15 protein-coding genes, 1 tRNA gene and 1 pseudogene are annotated in these 16,046 nt (G+C 68.5%); 6 read left to right on the forward strand and 11 right to left on the reverse strand.

Annotated features, from left to right (window positions below):
* Nucleotides 1–160 precede the first annotated feature (160 nt).
* From C492_RS13120 to C492_RS13130, 3 genes are all read right to left on the reverse strand, one after another.
* Nucleotides 161–1,399, reverse strand: coding sequence for a mandelate racemase/muconate lactonizing enzyme family protein (locus C492_RS13120; RefSeq protein WP_008424310.1), 1,239 nt, complete (start codon nucleotides 1,397–1,399; stop codon nucleotides 161–163).
* 154 nt (nucleotides 1,400–1,553) lie between these two features.
* Nucleotides 1,554–2,624, reverse strand: coding sequence for a glucose 1-dehydrogenase (locus tag C492_RS13125; protein ID WP_008424312.1), 1,071 nt, complete (start codon nucleotides 2,622–2,624; stop codon nucleotides 1,554–1,556).
* A 198-nt stretch (nucleotides 2,625–2,822) separates the two neighbouring features.
* Entirely contained in the window at nucleotides 2,823–3,476 is a 654-nt protein-coding gene (locus C492_RS13130; RefSeq protein WP_008424313.1) for a bifunctional 4-hydroxy-2-oxoglutarate aldolase/2-dehydro-3-deoxy-phosphogluconate aldolase, read from the reverse strand.
* Between the two features lie 229 nt (nucleotides 3,477–3,705).
* On the opposite strand from C492_RS13130, the pseudogene C492_RS13135 reads away from it, so the two are divergent.
* Nucleotides 3,706–5,714: pseudogene (locus tag C492_RS13135) on the forward strand (glycoside hydrolase family 15 protein).
* Between the two features lie 28 nt (nucleotides 5,715–5,742).
* Here C492_RS13135 and C492_RS13140 read toward each other — a convergent pair.
* The 3 genes from C492_RS13140 to C492_RS24235 form a co-directional block, all read right to left on the reverse strand.
* Entirely contained in the window at nucleotides 5,743–7,164 is a 1,422-nt protein-coding gene (locus C492_RS13140) for a GntP family permease (RefSeq protein WP_049893054.1), read from the reverse strand.
* A gap of 293 nt (nucleotides 7,165–7,457) precedes the next feature.
* Nucleotides 7,458–7,976, reverse strand: a complete 519-nt coding sequence (locus tag C492_RS13145; RefSeq protein WP_008424318.1) for a helix-turn-helix domain-containing protein — start codon at nucleotides 7,974–7,976, stop codon at nucleotides 7,458–7,460.
* A 25-nt stretch (nucleotides 7,977–8,001) separates the two neighbouring features.
* Entirely contained in the window at nucleotides 8,002–8,148 is a 147-nt protein-coding gene (locus C492_RS24235) for a hypothetical protein (RefSeq protein ID WP_160166994.1), read from the reverse strand.
* A 56-nt stretch (nucleotides 8,149–8,204) separates the two neighbouring features.
* On the opposite strand from C492_RS24235, the gene C492_RS13150 reads away from it, so the two are divergent.
* The 3 genes from C492_RS13150 to C492_RS13160 all read left to right on the forward strand — a co-directional run bounded on the left by C492_RS13150 (nucleotide 8,205) and on the right by C492_RS13160 (nucleotide 10,008).
* Nucleotides 8,205–8,289 (forward strand) — tRNA-Leu (locus C492_RS13150).
* Between the two features lie 166 nt (nucleotides 8,290–8,455).
* Nucleotides 8,456–9,019, forward strand: a complete 564-nt coding sequence (locus tag C492_RS13155) for a DUF420 domain-containing protein (RefSeq protein WP_008424321.1) — start codon at nucleotides 8,456–8,458, stop codon at nucleotides 9,017–9,019.
* A 104-nt stretch (nucleotides 9,020–9,123) separates the two neighbouring features.
* Complete coding sequence (locus C492_RS13160; RefSeq protein WP_008424324.1) at nucleotides 9,124–10,008, forward strand: SDR family oxidoreductase; 885 nt, start codon at nucleotides 9,124–9,126, stop codon at nucleotides 10,006–10,008.
* Between the two features lie 183 nt (nucleotides 10,009–10,191).
* Here the strand turns inward: C492_RS13160 and purF are convergent, their stop codons facing one another.
* The gene (gene purF, locus C492_RS13165; RefSeq protein ID WP_008424326.1) at nucleotides 10,192–11,664 is read right to left on the reverse strand and encodes an amidophosphoribosyltransferase; all 1,473 of its coding nucleotides are present in this window, start codon (nucleotides 11,662–11,664) and stop codon (nucleotides 10,192–10,194) included.
* Between the two features lie 163 nt (nucleotides 11,665–11,827).
* Complete coding sequence (locus tag C492_RS13170) at nucleotides 11,828–12,133, reverse strand: cupin domain-containing protein (RefSeq protein ID WP_008424328.1); 306 nt, start codon at nucleotides 12,131–12,133, stop codon at nucleotides 11,828–11,830.
* Nucleotides 12,134–12,281: 148 nt separating this feature from the next.
* Between C492_RS13170 and C492_RS13175 the strand changes: the two genes are divergently transcribed.
* Nucleotides 12,282–12,611: a rhodanese-like domain-containing protein gene (locus tag C492_RS13175; protein WP_049893055.1), complete on the forward strand. Its 330-nt coding sequence runs from the start codon at nucleotides 12,282–12,284 to the stop codon at nucleotides 12,609–12,611.
* Between the two features lie 24 nt (nucleotides 12,612–12,635).
* Here C492_RS13175 and C492_RS13180 read toward each other — a convergent pair whose 3' ends face one another.
* Both C492_RS13180 and C492_RS13185 read right to left on the reverse strand, forming a co-directional pair.
* Complete coding sequence (locus C492_RS13180; protein ID WP_008424331.1) at nucleotides 12,636–13,409, reverse strand: MOSC domain-containing protein; 774 nt, start codon at nucleotides 13,407–13,409, stop codon at nucleotides 12,636–12,638.
* 89 nt (nucleotides 13,410–13,498) lie between these two features.
* Nucleotides 13,499–13,990 carry a DUF6735 family protein gene (locus tag C492_RS13185; RefSeq protein WP_008424333.1) on the reverse strand — a complete coding sequence of 164 codons (492 nt, stop codon included), beginning with the start codon at nucleotides 13,988–13,990 and terminating at the stop codon, nucleotides 13,499–13,501.
* A gap of 161 nt (nucleotides 13,991–14,151) precedes the next feature.
* Here C492_RS13185 and C492_RS13190 point away from each other — a divergent pair, with 161 nt between their 5' ends.
* Nucleotides 14,152–14,802 (forward strand): HAD family hydrolase, encoded by a 651-nt coding sequence (locus tag C492_RS13190; RefSeq protein WP_008424336.1) that lies wholly within the window; start codon nucleotides 14,152–14,154, stop codon nucleotides 14,800–14,802.
* 7 nt (nucleotides 14,803–14,809) lie between these two features.
* Here the strand turns inward: C492_RS13190 and C492_RS13195 are convergent, their stop codons facing one another.
* On the reverse strand, nucleotides 14,810–15,250 hold the full coding sequence (locus tag C492_RS13195; RefSeq protein ID WP_008424338.1) for an SRPBCC family protein: 441 nt from the start codon (nucleotides 15,248–15,250) through the stop codon (nucleotides 14,810–14,812).
* Nucleotides 15,251–16,046 lie beyond the last annotated feature (796 nt).

Here is a 16,046-nt window from a genome sequence, read left to right on the forward strand (position 1 = left end):
GGGGACTCGAACTGATTAACGCTTCGAGGCGCCCCCGTCGCCCGGAACTCGATCTCGATCGAGATAGCGGTCGGCTCGGAACGACACCGAGCAGCGTTCGGCGGGCGTGCCCTCACTCGGTCGAACGCCGAGAATCGGGGATTCTCGAGCCCGACGCGGATTACTCCTCGTCGAACAACTCCTCGCCGTCGACCATGTGCTCCTCGACGGCGTCCATATCGAGGGTCACGCCGAGGCCGGGCTCCTCGGGGATCTCGATGTAGCCGTCCTCGATGACGTCCTCTTCGACGAGGTCCTCCCACCAGTCGAGCTCGTAGGAGTGGTACTCCACCGCCAGGGAGTTCGAGATGGCGGCGCCGACGTGGGCGCTGCCCATCGTCGCGACCGGCGAGGCGACGTTGTGCATCGCGACCGGAACGTAGTACATGTCCGCGAGGTCGGCGATCTTCCGGGTCTCGCGCATGCCGCCGACCTTGGGCATGTCGGGGGCGATGATGTCGACGGCCTGCTCCTCGATGAGGCTGCGCTGGCCGTGCTTGCGGTAGACGTTCTCGCCGACGGTGATCGGGGTCGACGTCGACTGAGTGACCTCCCGCTGGACGTCGTGGTTCTCCGGCGGGACGGGGTCCTCGAGCCACCAGACGTCGTACTCCTCGAGGCGCTGGGCCAGCCGCTTGGCGCTGCCGCCCGAGAACGTCCAGTGGCAGTCGAAGGCGACGTCGGCCCGGGAGCCGACGCGCTCGGTGACGGCCTCGACGATGCTGGCCTTGTGCTCGATTTCCGGCGCCCGCAGGTGGCGGTTCGCCCGATCCTTCTCGTGGCCCGAGGGGACGTCGAGGTCGAACTTCAGGGCGTCGTATCCGAGCTCCTCGACGACGCGCTCGGCCTCGTCGGCGCAGGCAACGGGGTCGGCCTCCTCCTCGGTGTGGCAGTCGCAGTAGACCCGCACCTCGTCGCGGTACTTGCCGCCGAGCAGCTGGTAGGCCGGAACGTCGAGGATCTTGCCCGCCAGGTCGTGCAGGGCGACCTCGATGCCCGAGATCGCGGTGACGGTGACGCCGCCGAGGGATCCCTCGCCGGACATCTTCTGGACGAGGTGCTCGGTGAGCCGGTCGATGTCGAGCGGGTTCTCGCCCCGCAGGAACGGCGTCATCCGTTCGATGAGTTCGGGTGCGCCGGCGCCCCAGTAGGCCTCGCCGGTGCCGACGATGCCGGCGTCCGTGTAGACGCGAACGAGCGTCCACGGGAAGTTGCCGTCGACCATCGTCGTCTGGACGTCCGTGATCTCGACGTCGCGGCCGCCGCCGCGCTTGCCGACGACGCCCATCGTCTCCCCGGAGAGTTCCCGCATCGTGTACTCCGCGTTCGGGTCGTGGAGCTTCGAGTAATCGACTCCCATGGAGTGGAGTACTCACTCGTGATCGGGTAATAGTTTCTATTCTGGGATACAGTATCTGTCACGCCGATACGAGCGTCGCCACTGGCCGGGGACGGTTCCGACCGTCACGTCGCCGTCTGCGATCGGCGCTACCGGCCCGCGACTGCGATCTCTCTCACCGAACGGGCGCGAACTCGACGGCCGTTTTGACGATCTCGTCGCCCGTTTCGAACGCTCGCTCGTACTCCGAGAGATCGTAGACGCCGGTGACGAGGTCGTCGAACAGCCACTCGGGCAGCCCCTCGAGCGTATCCGTCGCCGCCTCGAAGTGGCCTCGGTGGGAGTTGACCGAGCCCACGAGCGCCTTGTTGTGCAGGACGAACTCCCGGTGGAGCCGTCCGCCGTCGATCTCGAACGACCAGGGCTCGGGGACGCCGACGAGGGCGGCGACCCCGTTGGGCGCGAGCGCCTCGATCGGCTCGAAGGCGTGTTTCGCGTACCCCGTCGCCTCGTAGACGAAGTCGACCGACTCGTGCTCGTCGGGGATCTCGGGCACGGGCGTCTCCCGCGAGTCGACGTAGGTCGCGCCGAGCTCGTCGATGATGTCGATCGTCGGATCGGGGCGGTCCCGCCGCCCGAGGCAGTAGGTGCGGTCGAACCCGAGGACCTCCTCGAGCATCGCGAGCGTCAGCAGGCCGAGCGAACCGTTACCCAGGACGAGCGCGGACTCGGGCTCCCACTCGAACGCCGAGCGGGCGGCGACGGCGTGTTCGATCGCCTTCTCGGAGACGCTGATCGGCTCGACCAGAAAGCCCAGATGGGCGAGTCGCTCCGGGATCGGGACGAGCGTCTCGGCGGGACTCGTGAAGTATTCCGCCATGAACCCGTGGGCGCCGACGATCCCGCGCTCGAGGTACTCGCCCTCCGGCGCCATGTCGGGTTCGCCGCGCTCGAAGTACTCGTTGGTGCCGTCGGGCGGTCTCCGCACCGTCGGGACGACGTACTCCCCCTCCTCGAGGTCGGTGCCGTTCGGGTCCGCGACGACGCCGACGGCCTCGTGGCCCAGCACGAGGCGGTCCTCGCCGGGGGGCACCTCGCCGTGGTGGCCCGCGATGACCTCGTGGTCGGTGCCGTCGACGCCGACGCGGAGCGTCCGCACGAGCGCCTCTCCCGCTTCCGGTTCCGGCCGGGGTCGCTCGACGAGGGTCGGCTCACCGGCGCCCGGTTCGACTGCGATCGCCTTCATGGCTCGAGGAACGGGCTCGGGGGATAAAAGATTACGCTATCTGTAGTAAATATTTGAACAGCGGTCCGGCAGCGGCGGTACCGACTCGGCGGTGCGTGCCGTCGTCGTCGCAGACGAGAGTGACCGCGGAGACGGGCGCCGCGGCTGGTCGGTCCGGCGACGATCGAAAAGCGGGGGCCGGAGCGTCGGCGCTCGGGGCTACTCCGAGCGCGCGTCCTCGACGGCCTCGACGAACGCGGCCGCGGTCTCTCGCACCTGGTCCATGTCGCCCTCGGCGATCGCCTCGTAGTCGACGATGGCGCTGCCCGCGCCGACGGCGACCGCGCCGGCCTCGAGGTAGTCGGCGAGGTTGTCCCGATCGACGCCCCCGGTGGGGATCACGTCGACGTCGCCCAGCGGTCCCTGCAGCGCGCCGATGTGGCCCGGCCCGACCGTCGAGGCGGGGAACATCTTGAGCACGTCCGCGCCGGCGTCGATCGCGGTGACTGCCTCGGTCGGCGTCATGACGCCCGGCGCCGACAGGGCGCCGTGGCGGTTACAGACCGTCACGACCTCGGGGTCGACGTGGGGCGAGACGACGAACTCGGCGCCCGCGTCGATCACCGACTGGGCGCTCGCGGCGTCGAGGACCGTGCCCGCGCCGACGACGGTGTCCGTCCCCGAGAGTTCGCGGTCGATCGCCGCGATCTTCTCGTACGTGCGTGTTCCGTCCGCGGTCACCTCGAGCGCTCCGACGCCGGCCTCCGACATCGCGCGGGCGACCGGGACGACGTCGTCCTCGTCGACGCCCCGGAGGACGGCGAGCGCGCCGCTCTCGACGATCCGATCCTTGACGGCGGCCGGCGAACTCATCGGCGTCCCCCGTCGGCGGTCCCTCGAGCGGTCGACGGCTGAATCCGGGTCGAACGTTCACTCGATCGCGAATGAGCCTTCATCACGTCCGGGTTCGCCGCCCCCGGTCAAGAAAGTTGCCGAGGCCGCCCCTCGAGCGCGTCGCCCGCCGGAGGGGACGCGCTCGACGACCGACGGAACGGACGTCGTTCAACAGGGTTTACACTCGAGGCCGAGTACGACGGAGCCGATGCACCTGCACGACGCCCTCGACGACGTCAAACGCTCCCGGGACGATCCCCGCCGCTTTCCCGGCGAGCGCCGTTCGACGGCGGGGCTGTTCTCCGGACTCGACGACCGTCTCGTCCACGTCGCTCCGGACGGCTCGATCCGGGACTACTCCGCCCCGCTCTCGGGACTCTCGGGGATCGAGCGTTCCCGGTTCGGGATCGTCCTCGACGGCGAGGTCGCCTGGTTCGACGACGCCGCCCAGTCGTACGTCGACGACACCGCGACCGTCGAGACCCGCCACGAGGGCGACGGCTACGCCTGCCGCCAGTACGACCTGACCCTCGGTCGAACCCACCTCACGGGGATCGTCCTCGAGGAGCCGACCGCGGCCGACGCGCGGCTCCGCGCCTGCGTCGAGTTCGCTCCCGACGGGCGGGACGACGGGATCGGCCAGCTCCGACACGGCGACGCCGTCGAGGTCCACCACCGCCGCGAGCGGGACGTTCTCGCGGCCTCGAGCGCGCTCTCGACGCGGGGCCACCCGCCAGTACGCTTCGAGGAAGTGCTCGCGGACGAGCCCGCACCGTTCCCCCGCGCCGGGAGCGACGACCGCTACGAGGAGGACCGCCTGAGTCCGGTCGTCGTCGCCGACGTCGAGTTCTCGGGGACCGAACCGACCGCGACGATCGCAACGGTGCTCTCGACCGGGGATCGCGGGGACGCCCTCGAGCGCGCGCGTCGAGACGTCGCCGAGTTCTCCGAGTGCGAGGAACTGCTCGAGGCCGGACGACGGCAGGCCCGGGACCGACTGCCAGCCGAGACGTCCGGCCTCGAGGACGGCTTCGCCGATCTGCGCGCGCTCTCCTTGCTGCGGGCGCCGTCGGGGGCCCGGATCGCCGGCCCCGAGTTCGACTCCTTTTACCGCCACTCCGGCGGGTACGGCTACACCTGGTTCCGCGACGACGCCGAGATCGCCGGCTTCCTGCTCGAGGCCGACCGCCGAACGGGGCTCGGACTCGACGAGTGGCACGCCGCCAGCGCCCGCTTCTACGCCGAGACCCAACTCGAGGACGGCACCTGGCCCCACCGGGTCTGGCCCGACGACGGGCGCCTCGCGCCCGGCTGGGCTCACGGCCGGCTCGAGGAGGGCGACTCGGTCGACTACCAGGCCGACCAGACCGCCAGCGTCGCGGCCTACCTCGCGACCTACCTCCGGGTGATCGACGGCGACGACGAGCGCGTCCGCGAGACCGTCCGCGCGGCACTCNGGGGCTGGACGCCTCCCTCGAGGACGACGGCCTTCCCGAGCGGGTCCAGAACGCCTGGGAGAACATGACGGGTCGGTTCACCCACACGGCCGCGACCTTCCTCGAGGCCTACGCCGCGATCGCCCGGGCGCCCCTCGAGGACGGCGTCACGTCGCGGGCGCGCGAGGGCGCCCGAGCGGTGTTCGAGGGACTCGACGCGCTGTGGGTTCCCGACCGGGACCGGTACGCGCTCCGGCTCGAGGGCGGCGAACTCGACGACCGCCTCGACGGGAGCACGCTCGCGCTCGCCGCCGCCCACCGGGAGTACGCCGCGGTCGACGACGTCGACGACCAGCGCCTCGAGCGGCTCGTCTCCCACCTCGAGGCGACGATCGAGGGCCTCTACCGCGACCCCGAGGGACCGATCGAGGGGCTCGCCCGGTTCGAGGACGATCCGTGGCGACGCGGCGACCAGGAGGCGCCGAAGATCTGGACGGTGACGACTGCCTGGGGCGCCCACGCCGCGCTCGAGCTGCGAGAGCTGCTCGCCGCCGCGGGCCACGACGCGGCGCCGACGTTCGACGCCCGCGCCCGGGCGCTGCTCGAGCTGGTCGCACCCGGCGGGCCGCTCCGGGGCGACGGCGACTACCTGCCGGAACAGTTCTTCGACGACGGAACCCCCGACAGCGCGACGCCGCTGGGGTGGCCCCACGCGATCCGGCTCGCGACGGCGACGGCGCTCGAGACGGAATCCCAGGGACGAGCGATCGAACGGAAGTAACCGAAACGGTCGAAAACGTTCGCCTCGATCAGGCCAGCGGTACGACCGACGCGGTGACGACGATGATGACGAACGCCGTCACCGAGATGATCGTCGTGAGCGCGGTCCAGATCTTGACGGTCTCCATCTGGGTGAGGCCGCCGATCTCCTTGATCAGCCAGAACCCGCTGTCGTTGTACCACGAGCAGATGTTCCCGCCCGCGCCGATGATGAGCGCGAGGTAGACCGGGTGTACCGCGAGCTCGGGGACCTGGGGCGCCATGATCCCGGCGGTGGTGATCATCGCGACCGTCGCCGACCCCTGCGCGATGCGGATCGCGGCGGCGACGAGCCACGCCGAGACGAGGACGGTGACGCCGCCCGCGCCGACGGAGACCAGATCAGTGATGTACTCGCCGATCCCCGACGCCGCGAGCAGTCCGCCGAACGCCCCGCCCGCCGAGGTGATCGCGGCGATGTGGGCGCCGCTTTTGAGCGACTCTGTGAGCTCGTCGGTCCAGACCTCCTGATCGATCGCGCGAACGCGCAGGTAGGTGATCGCGGCGGCCATGGCGGCCGCGGTCAGCGCGAGGTTCGGATCGCCGAGGAAGCTGGTGACCGGCGAGAGCGCCTCGAGGGTCCCCTCGGCCCCGGCGAACGGAGCGACGCCGCTCCCGGCGAGGTCGAGCAGGAAGTCGTTGGTCGTGCTCGCTCCGACGAGCGCCACCGCGAGGAGGATCGGAAGCGACGCCTCGAACAGGCCGGGAAGCTCGCTGATCGACCGCTCGGCGCGCTCGCGGACCTCCTCGGGGGTCGATCCCATGGTCTCCCGCAGCGGGATGTCGTCCAGGCGGGCGTTGATCCACTTTCCGTAGAGGATGCCGGAGACCGCCGCCGTCGGGACGGCGACGAGGACTCCGCCGAGCATCATCGCGCCGAGGTCGACCGCCTCGCCGAGTTCCGACGCCACCGCGAGCGGACCGGGCGTCGGCGGAACGAACACGTGGGTCGTCGCCGCGCCGGCGCCGATGACGGAGATGAACAGCGCGTAGTCGCGTCCGGTTCGCGCCCGCGTCGAACGAGCCAGGGGAGCCAGCAGGAAGAAGACGTTGTCGAAGAAAACGGGAATCGACAGCGCGCTGCTGCTGCCCCACAGCGCGAGGTACGACCTGTCCTCGCCGGTCGTCGACTGGAAGGAGCGAACGATCCGCTCCGCGGCGCCGCTTTCCATCATCGCCTTTCCGATGACCGCGGCCATCAGGATCGGTATCCCGACCCCGACCATCGTGTCGCCGAATCCGCTGGCGATCTCGGCGGGAACCTCCGCGAGCGGAACCGCGGCGGTCGCCGCGCCGACGACCAGCGAGGCGAGGATCAGCCCGATGATGGCGGGAAGTTTCAGCCAGACGAGAAGCGCAATAACCGAAACGAGTCCGATAACGAACACTACCAGTGGGTTAGCGATTGCCATATGTGTGTTACAATCGCACTCGTCTGAATAGATCCTATTATATCTATTGATATTTGGAAATAGATAAAATAGGATAATTTGGCATAAAATCCCGAGTGGGTGTCCGACCGTTTCGTTTCCCGCCGCTCGAGGCGGAAATCGAGGGATCGTCTCGACGGTCGTTCCTCGAGTGTATTATCTTTACTGAACGGCGAGTAAGTCGTCGCCCGAACTCGGTCGTGGCCTCGCGAGTCGTTACCGCGCGCGCTATCGGGATGGTACGGTGCAGGAGGATGGCGGTCGGAGGTCGCCGACTACTCCGCGAGGGTGATCTCGAGGCGGTCCTCGAGGGCCGCGATCAGGCCGCCGCCGACGCCGGCCTGGGTCGCACGTCCCTGTTCGACGGCCAGCAGGTCGGCCTCGGGGACCCCGAGCTCGTCGGCTAACTCCTCGCGCTGGTAGCCCGCTTCCCGGCGAGCCTCGACGACCGCCGAGCCGTACTCGGAGACGAGGTAGGGTAACGGATCGTCGTCGTAGTTCGTCCCCTCCTGTTCCCAGTGCTCGGAGTCGCCGTCCCAGACCGGGTTGGCCTTCGCGACGTTCTGGGCCGCCTTCTGCTTCCGGCTGGGTTCGTCGTCACGGCGGTCCCGCGAGCGGGAACCGCCGCGGTTCCCGCCGCGTTTCTGCGCGTCGTCGTGGGGCGCACACTCCGGACAGACCTCGAGTTCTGCTCCGGCGACCTGCGCGGGTCGCAGCGAGTCGCTTTCGGTCCCGCAGAGCTCACAGCTCGTCCCGCCGCCGCCGGCGGACGAACCGGTCGAGTACTTAGCCATACGGAACGTTGGGCTCTGCCGCGGTTTAACTCTTACAGGCGTCGCCGTCCTCGAGCGGTTTCTCGCCCGCGAACGACCCCAGACCGTCGGTCCGATCCCGGGGCCTCGCCGCCGCGCCGAGGCCGTCCGCCTCCGGCGGTTTCGTGTGATCGCCCCCCAGGGGCCGACCCAAAGGAAAGGGCTTTTATAATCACGCTGGATACGATTGAGTGCAGAAAGAGAACGCGAGCGTGGGTAGCCAAGCTAGGCCAACGGCGCAGCGTTGAGGGCGCTGTCCCGTAGGGGTCCGCCGGTTCAAATCCGGTCCCACGCATCGCATGCGCGGCTCTGCCGCGAAACACGATGCAGGTGATCTCCCTTCGCGGACATCACCCACGCATAACTTCTGACGAACGCTACACTCGAGAGCAACGGCGCTCGTCGCTCGAGTCACACTGCGAGACAACAACCACTTTCTTCGCCCAGCCGAACCCACGGACATGGAGTACGTTCCTCGAGAGCGGGTCCGCCCGCTGACGGTCGCGCTGAGCGTCGTCTCGCTGGCGATCGTGTTCGCGGCCGCGGGCGGGCGCGTTCCGCGGTCGATGGTTCCCGGCGCGCCCGAGTGGTTCATCGAGTCGATCCCCCACCTCAACGTCGCGATCAGCGCGGCGGCGATCGCGACGATCGCGGTCGGCTGGCGGGCGATCCGTCGCGGCCGGGTCGATCGCCACCGGGTCGCAATGGTGACCTCGTTCGGGCTGTTCGCGACGTTCCTGACGCTGTATCTCTACCGGCTGGTCGCGACGGGCGGACCCCAGGAGTTCCCGGGTCCCGAGACGGTCTACCAGTTCGTCTACCTGCCGACGCTCGCGATCCACATTCTGCTCGCGATCGCGTGCATTCCGGTGCTGTACTACGCGCTGTTGCAGGCGCTCGCGTACCCGATCGCGGAACTCCCGCGAACGAGCCACGCCCGGTTCGGCCGGATCGCCGCCACCCTGTGGCTGATCTCGTTCTCGCTGGGGATCGTCGTCTACGGGCTGTTACACGTCGCGTACTGACCCGATCGACGGCGCTCTATCGGACGGAGACGAGGGCTCGAGAGCCGCGCCTGCCGTCACTCGCAACGGACACGCCCAACGGTCGGCCGCGGGTAGGGAGGACCATGACACGCGAGCAACCGCGCGAGACGGCCGCAGCGATCGACTCACAGGAGCAGAACCGACGCCCCGGCCTCGAGGCCGAGATGGAGCCGCCCGCCGAGTTCATCCGCGACGACTACGCGGGCAGCGGCAAGCTCGAGGGAAAGGTCGCCGTCGTCACCGGCGGCGACAGCGGGATCGGCCGGGCGGCCGCGGTCCACTTCGCGCGGGAGGGTGCCGACGTCGCCGTCCTGTACTACGACGAGGACGAGGACGCCGAGACGACCGCGGAGATGGTCGAGGACGAAGGGCAGGAGAGCCTGACGCTGGACGGCGACGTCCGCGACAGTGCGTTCTGTCGGGCGGCCGTCGAGGGGGTCGTCGACGAGTTCGGCGACCTGAACGTGGTCGTCAACAACGCGGCGACCCAGGTGGTCAAGACCGACCTGACCGACATCTCCGACGAGCAGTGGGAGGAGACGTTCGCGACGAACATCCACGGCTACTTCTACCTGACTAAGGCGGCCCTGCCCCACCTCGAGGACGGCGATACGATCGTCAACACGACCTCGATCAACGCGTTCAAGGGGAACGACACGCTCGTCGACTACTCGACGACGAAGGGGGCGATCGTCGCCTTCACGCGCTCGCTGTCCCAGCAGCTCGCTCCCGAGGGGATCCGCGTCAATCAGGTCGCGCCCGGACCGATCTGGACGCCGCTGATCCCCGCGACGATCGGCCAGTACGATCCCGAACTGGTCGCGGAGTTCGGGCGGGACGTGCCGATGGGCCGTCCGGGCCAGCCAAGCGAGCTCGGTCCGGCGTACGTCTACCTCGCGTCCGAGGACTCCTCGTACGTGAGCGGGCAGACGCTGCACGTAAACGGCGGTTCGATCGTCGGCGGGTAGACGCCCCTCCCACCCTCGGCACGCGCACTCCCCGATTCCGGAAGGCTCGAGCCCCAGCCGATACCGATTCGCCACTGGTGCCACGAGCGCGGGAACGTCCCGTAGGCTCCCGGGTTCTGCGAGTAGTACGCCGCCGACGCCGAGCGAACGCCGTGGCGGCCCGTGCCCGGAACCCGGTGACGATCAGTCGTCGGCGCGCAGCGTCTGTCCCCCGACGTCCGGACGGGAGACCTCGCGGTCGGTCTCCTCGCCCTCGATGTCGTAGGGGTACTCTCCCGTCACGCAGCCCAGACAGAGGTCCGACCGGTCGGTCTCGAGTACGTCGGCGACGGCGTCGGTCGAGAGGTAGGCGAGGCTGTCGGCTTCGATGGCCTCGCGGATCTCCTCGGTGTCTTTATCCGCGGCGATCAGCTCCTCGCGGGTGGCCATGTCGATCCCCATGTAACAGGGGGCGACGATCTCGGGTGCGCCGATGCGGACGTGGACCTCCTCGGCGCCGCAGTCCTTGAGCAGCTGGACGAGCTGGGTGGAGGTCGTCCCGCGGACGATCGAGTCGTCGATGACGGTGACGGTCTTGCCCTCGATCGTGGACTTGATCGGGTTGAGCTTCAGACGCACGGCGCGCTCGCGCTCGTCCTGGGTCGGCATGATGAACGTGCGACCGACGTAGCGGTTCTTCATCAGCCCCTCGGCGAACTCGACGCCATCGTCGTCCTCGGGTCGGGGCTCCCCGTCGGGAGTCGTCTCTCCCGCGGCCTCGGCGTAGCCGGAGGCGAACGCCCGTCCGGAGTCGGGAACGGGCATGACGACGTCGGTCTCGACGCCGCTTTCGTCCCAGAGCTTGCGCCCCAGCTCGCGGCGGGCCTCGTAGACGAGCGTGTCGTCGATGACGCTGTCCGGGCGCGCGAAGTAAACGTGCTCGAAGAAGCAGTGGGCGGTGTCGTCCTCCTCGACCAGCTGGTAGGAGTCGAATCCGCCGCCGTCTTCCTCCAGAACGACTAGCTCGCCGGGACGGACGTCCCGGACGAGCTCCCCGTCCAAGGTGTCGATCGCGGCCGACTCGGAGGCGAGGATGTAGCCGTCGTCGAGCCGTCCGATACAGAGCGGGCGGTTCCCCCGGGGATCGCGCACGCCGAGTACCGTGTCGTCGTGGCTGATCGTCAGGGCATAGGAACCGTGGATCCGCCCCATCGTGCGCTTGACCGCGCGGACGAGGTCCTCCTCGAGCAGGTTCCGCGCGAGGTCGTGAGCGATGACCTCGGTGTCGCCGTCGCTGGTGAAGGCGTGGCCGAGGGCGGCCAGTTCGTCGCGGATCTCGTCGGCGTTGACGAGGTTGCCGTTGTGGGAAAGACCCAGCGAACCGCTCTTGAACGAGACCGAGAACGGCTGCGCACAGGACGTATCGAGCGAGCCCGCCGTCGGGTACCGGACGTGGCCGATCCCCGCCGAGCCGGCCAGCCCCTCGAGGTCGCCCTCGGCGAAGACGTCGCCGACCAGCCCCCTGTCGACGTGGCTGTGTTGCTGGAACCCGTCGTGGGTGACGATCCCCGCGGACTCCTGGCCGCGGTGCTGGAGCGCGTAGAGCGCGTAGTACAACGGTCGAGCCGCGTCGCGACCGTCGAGTGCGACGCCGACGACGCCGCACTTTTCGGTCATTCCTGTTCGCCGGGGAGTCTCGCCCCGCCCATCAGTCATGGTCGACCGTAGCGTCCCGAACGGACAAAAACCCCCGTGTTTGTGCTGTCCGTCGCCCCGCTACACGAATGTGATATCCACGTTCGTGAGTACTCGTTCGAACCGCACGACAGCGCGGAGCGGGCTACGACTCCGACTTCGGCGCGAAGACGATCACCGCGGTGCTCTCCTCGAGGGCGTGTGGCGATACCTCCCGGTCGCCGTCGAACCGGACGAGGTCGCCCGCCTCGAGCTCGTAGCCGTCGCCGTCCAGCTCGAGCTCGAGGACGCCCGACACCAGGTGGAAGACGATCCGAGAGTCGGGGTGGCGGTGCTCGGGGATCCGTTCGTCGGCCTCGAGTTGCAGTCGGACGGTTCGGGGGGCCCGTTCGTCGAACACCTCGGCGTGTGGGACGTCCTCGAGGTCAGAGAGCGAGGTCAGTTCCGGCATACGAACCACTCCCTCGGTCGGGTACTTGGAACTGCCGGCGAATCGGTTCACCCTCGAAATCGACCGAAAGGTGTTACCGGGCCGCTACCCCAAACGGGAGTACGTGAGCGGGCCGCGTCGACACGGCGCCGCGCTCTGTACCCCACCAATGGTATCCGAGATCTCCGCGGAAGACGTCAAGGAAAAGCTCGAGAACGAGGACGTCCAGATCGTCGACATCCGTTCGGAATCGGAGTACGAGCGGGGCCACATCCCCGGCGCGATCAACATCCCGATGACCAGGCTGGCCGCGGAAATCGACGAGTACGACTGGGGCGACGACGTGGTCGTCGCCTGTCCGATCGGTCAAAGCTCCGTCCAGGCCGCCCGGCTCATCGGCAGCTTCGAAGACGTCGACAGCGACGCCGTCGCGAGCATGGCGGGCGGCTACAGGGACTGGGAGTACGACCTCGAGACCGAAACCGAATCCGAGTCCTGACGCGTTCCGGTTCCTTTCGGCCGGCTACTCGCCGACGACCTCGACCGAATCGCCCGTCCGGAGCGTCCGTTCGCGGTGGCGCTCGGGGACGGCCGCGATGAGCATCAGCGTGTAGTAGTGGTCGAAGGCGTCCTCGTCGGCCCACTCGGGGAACGTCTCGCGGCGCCGCTCGACGAACCGCTCTCGGAACTCCGGGGTCGGCTCGCCCGTGTCGGGGTCACGCTGGGGAACGACGCAGCGCCCGCAGGGCGTGACGCCGTCGAACCGGACGTCGCCCGCGAGAAACGAGGGCGCGTCCGCGCCGACGAACCGATCCTCCCAGAACGGCTCGACGCCGGCGACCTCGACGTTCGCTCGCATCCGTCGGCGAACGCTCTCGACGGTCAGCCCGTCGAACCAGTCGGCGACGGTCTCGAGGGTCGCCGTGCTGATCACCGACGGCCCCATCTCGCGGCGATCGACGAACCCCAGCGACGGGTCGCGTTCGAGGGTCACCTCGAGGTCGAAGACCTCGCCGAACCAGTCGGCCGCCCTCCCGGGGTCGTCCTCCAGGTCGAACCGCCGTCGGTCGCCGTCGGCGGATTCGGCCGTGAACTCGCCGGTCTCGGGATCGAAGCCGGTCTCGAGATCGTGGACCCGCGCGGTCCGTTTTCCGTTGACGACGTTGCCGTCCGCGTCGACGAGCCTGAACTCCCTGTCGCGGGCGAGGGTCCCGCCCGCGACGAGCTCGGCCCGCTCGAGTTCGATCCCGTCGAGTCCCTTGATCGGGTACACCCGGAGTCGATCGACTCGTGCCATTGTCGGTACCTGGGACGCGACCCGTATATACGGTCCCGTCCGCCCGCCGAGCGCTCCCGACTACCGATCCGGTCGCCGGACCCGGAACGTTACTTCTCGCAGTGTGCATAGCGGACGGCGTCGTACTCCGACCGAACGCGTTTCTCGAGGTACGTTCGCGCCTCGCGTCGCCCGAGCCGTCCCGATTCGATCAGGTCGCCGAGAACCGTCTTCGTCGCACGAAACCAGATCCGGAACTCCCGATCGTTTTCGCCCGGCTCCACGCCGACGATCGCGCCCCGGTCCGCGGCTCGATCGTCATCCCCGTCCCAGCCGAGCCAGGCGACCCGATAGGGGTCGACCCCGCCGTCGACCTCGACGAGGTACAGCGCCTCATACCGGCGGGGGTCCAGGAAGTCGGTGAGGATCCGCTCGCGGCTAACCGAATCCGCCACCACCTCGGGGTCGACGGCACCGCCGGCGAGTGGCGTTCGCTCGCCGAGCCGATCGACCAGCTCGAGATCCGCACCGCCCCAGTGGCTGTGGCGCAGGTCGTAGAGGCGATCCGGCCGCTCGTAGGCGACCAGGGACCTATGTCCCATCGTCGGCCCTCCGCGGTCGCTCCCGCACCGTCGCTTCCGTCCGTCGCAGGTCGGTTCTCATCGGGCGCTCTGGCCGCGCGTTCGGACTTCAACCTGCGGAGCGGAACGCCGAAACCGGGCGAAATCGAGAAACCCCTGCGACCGTTACTGCCGTGAACGGAATGGCCTACGACGCATTCGTCTTCGACAACGACGGCGTGCTTACGCGCCCGACCGATCGATCGGTCCTGACCGACGCGATCTGCGGGGCGTTCGCCGAAGTCGGCGTCGCGGACCCGACGACCGAGGAGATCGAGACGATGCTCTCTCCGACCGTCGACTCGCTGCGCGCCGTTGCGACCGCGTACGATCTCGAGCCCGCGACCCTCTGGGAGGCCCGCGAGCGCGCGGCGATCGAGGCCCAGCGCGAGGAGCTGGCATCCGGTCGCAAGCGAACCTACGACGACGTCGCGGCCCTCGACGCCCTGCGGGCGCCGACGGCGATCGTCAGCAACAACCAACACGAGACGATCGAGAACGTCCTCGAGCACTGCTCGCTGGCCCCCTTCGACGTCTGGTACGGGCGCGAGCCGACCCTCGCTGGAATCGAGCGCAAAAAGCCCGAACCGTACTACCTCGAGCGGGCGATCGACGAACTCGGCGCCGAGAACCCGATCTACGTCGGCGACAGCCGCGTCGATATCGCCGCGGCCGACGCCGTCGGGATCGACGCGGCGTTCGTTCGTCGGGACCACCGCCGGGAGTACGAGCTGCCGACGGCGCCGACCTACGAGCTCGAGTCGCTCGCGGGGCTGTCCGAGCTCCCCCGGTGAGCCGGGGTCAGGCTCGCGCTCGCGGCTCGGATCGCTCCCTGATCAGCCGGTTGCGATCCTCGAACTCCCGTCCGAGCCGCCGCTCGTCGAACAGCACGGGGACGAGCGCGCCCCTCGCGGTCTCGCGCTGGAGGAGCCGCGTCCGTCTCCCGCCGTCGATCGGCTCGAGGTGAAACTCGTGGTAGCTGTCGAGAGCGTACGGAACGCCGATCCGATCGAGCCGAACGAGCCGTCGGTTCTCCTCGGCGATTCGGACCTCCGGCTCGAACACCGCGCGTCCGATCCCGGTGGGCAACCGATCGGCCCCGAGACGATCGCCGATGACCGGAACCGCCTCGAGCGACCGGGAGAGTGCCGTCCGTCGGATTTCGTCCTCGAGTTCCAGAAGCACGTTCCACACCGTCTCGGGAGGCGCGTCGACCTCCTCGAACCGTTCCACCTGATTCATGGTAACACATATCTTTGTGTAATATTGACGGTATCGGTTTCGCGGCGGTCCCGCTTCCGACAAAGAGGGAGAAGACGACGCCGGCTGTCGAAGTGATCCGCCAGGGATCGGCCGGTGCGAGTCGGTGTTGGCGACCGCCGCGTCGAACACGGCCCTCGACGACGTCGTCGGGTTCCTCGCCGAGGACGTTCTCGCGTACGCCCGCGATCGGGAAAGGTCGTCGACGTCCGTCGCGTCCCCGACGCGACGATCAGTGTCGAGTTCCGGACATCCAATCCGAGACCTCCGACGAGACATTGATACGGCACTCGAACGACGAGGATGGATCCGACTCGGCATAGCGATTCGATGTCTTCGCGTCCCACCTCATATTACGCGATTGTGAGTCCTTCCCGGCGAGCGTTTCGTTCGACGGTCTTATGTACTCACCGGGCACTCGTCACTAATACGAACGACGCGGCACACCCGCGTCCCCTCCGGCCGTTCTCCGGCACGGAGGCAGACACGACATCCTACACCCCGATTCGACGCCAACTGGTGTCGGAGACCCTTATACGCAGCGGGCTTGTACTGCTGGACAGACGATCGTTCCGTCGGATGCCACTTTCCGGCGCGCTCCGATCCGACGGCCTTAAGTACGAACGGGGATTCGGATGTAGTGTGATCGGCGAGGCGCCTTGCGCCTCGTCGGATCGGACGACTCGCCTTCGAAGGGGTTAAGTACTCCTCGGGGATTACGAGTACGTCCGAAGGAAATGAGGATCCTACCCCTGCGGTCCGCCGTACAGATGGGATC

It is taken from the genome of Natronococcus jeotgali DSM 18795 (assembly GCF_000337695.1).
GTDB classification, from domain to species: domain Archaea; phylum Halobacteriota; class Halobacteria; order Halobacteriales; family Natrialbaceae; genus Natronococcus; species Natronococcus jeotgali.